The organism is Bradyrhizobium sp. Kon56 (assembly GCF_055807635.1).
On record NZ_JBVVOU010000329.1, the window covers coordinates 1 to 300 of the forward strand.

The window sequence follows — 300 nt, forward strand, 5'->3', positions numbered from 1 at the left end:
GCATCATAGGTCAGAGTGAAATCCTGCACCGGGTGGGTGTGAGTCACACGGGTCAGCTGGGTCGGGTCGGTACCAGTAAAAAAGCGCTCGCAGGTATCTTGCGTACCGTCGGAAAAGGAGGTCACCACATGGATGATGTTATCGAGGCTGTCAAAACCAAAATCCTGCCCGACGATACGACGTCCCCGGTGATCCTGAGGTTGTTCAAGACCCTCGCAGCGATAGTTCGTCAACCGCAGATAAGCGTCGTAGGAGAACGTTTCGCCGATCACCAGTTGATTATTGGCATCCCGAAGAAAG

General features: G+C 53.7%; 1 protein-coding gene. It reads right to left on the reverse strand.

The annotated features are described in order from the left end of the window. Positions 1 to 300: hypothetical protein (locus AC0L3B_RS39180; protein ID WP_473383108.1), on the reverse strand; the 300-nt coding region annotated here is incomplete at both ends.